Source organism: Pseudomonas sp. NPDC085632, assembly GCF_044541255.1.
Taxonomy (GTDB): Bacteria; Pseudomonadota; Gammaproteobacteria; order Pseudomonadales; family Pseudomonadaceae; genus Aquipseudomonas.
The window spans coordinates 1-976 of the sequence record NZ_JBITSX010000040.1; the positions used below are offsets into that span (position 1 = coordinate 1).

Annotated in this window: 2 pseudogenes; one reads left to right on the forward strand and one right to left on the reverse strand. The window is 55.5% G+C overall.

Annotation, left to right across the window (positions count from 1 at the left end):
- Positions 1–894, forward strand: a pseudogene (locus ACIF4X_RS21470) (EF-Tu/IF-2/RF-3 family GTPase); the annotation flags it as partial.
- Here the strand turns inward: ACIF4X_RS21470 and ACIF4X_RS21475 are convergent.
- Positions 892–976 (reverse strand): annotated as a pseudogene (locus tag ACIF4X_RS21475) (hypothetical protein); the annotation flags it as partial. The pseudogenes ACIF4X_RS21470 and ACIF4X_RS21475 overlap by 3 nt on opposite strands.

Below are 976 nucleotides of genomic sequence, written 5' to 3' on the forward strand. Positions count from 1 at the left end.
GGTGTGTTCTGCGGTACCTCGGGTGTTGAACCTCAGTCGGAAACCGTATGGCGTCAAGCCAACAAATACGGCGTTCCGCGTCTTGTTTACGTAAACAAGATGGACCGTGCTGGCGCGAACTTCCTGCGCGTGATCGGTCAGATCAAGCAGCGTCTGGGTCACACTCCGGTGCCAATCCAGTTGGCCATCGGTTCCGAAGACAACTTCCAGGGTCAGATCGATCTGATCAACATGCAAGCTGTCTACTGGAATGACTCTGACAAAGGTATGGTCCCTGTTCGCAAGGACATCCCTGCTGAGCTGCAAGAGCTGGCTGAAGAGTGGCGCAACAACATGGTTGAGGCTGCTGCCGAAGCCAACGAAGAGCTGATGAACAAGTACCTTGAAGGCGAAGAGCTGACGATCGTAGAGATCAAAGCTGCTTTGCGTCAGCGTACTATCGCCGGCGAAATCGTACTGGCTGTTTGCGGTTCTTCGTTCAAGAACAAGGGCGTTCCCCTGGTTCTCGACGCCGTTATCGACTTCCTGCCTGCGCCAACCGACATTCCTGCTATCAAGGGTACTGACCCGGATAACGAGGAAATCGAGCTGGAGCGTCATGCGGACGATGCGGAGCCGTTCTCGGCTCTGGCGTTCAAGATCGCTACCGACCCATTCGTGGGTACCTTGACCTTCGTCCGCGTTTACTCGGGCGTGTTGAACTCCGGCGACGGCGTGATCAACTCGGTTAAAGGTAAAAAAGAGCGCGTGGGTCGTATGGTGCAAATGCACGCAAACGCCCGTGAAGAGATCAAGGAAGTGCGCGCGGGTGACATCGCGGCCCTGATCGGCATGAAGGACGTCACCACTGGTGAAACCCTCTGCAACGCTGACAAGCCAATCATCCTGGCTCGCTTCAAATAACGCCATGGCCTCGACATGTGCCGTCTGAGGAAACATATCGAGAATCCCGGCACGTTTTAACCGGTAGCCCTGC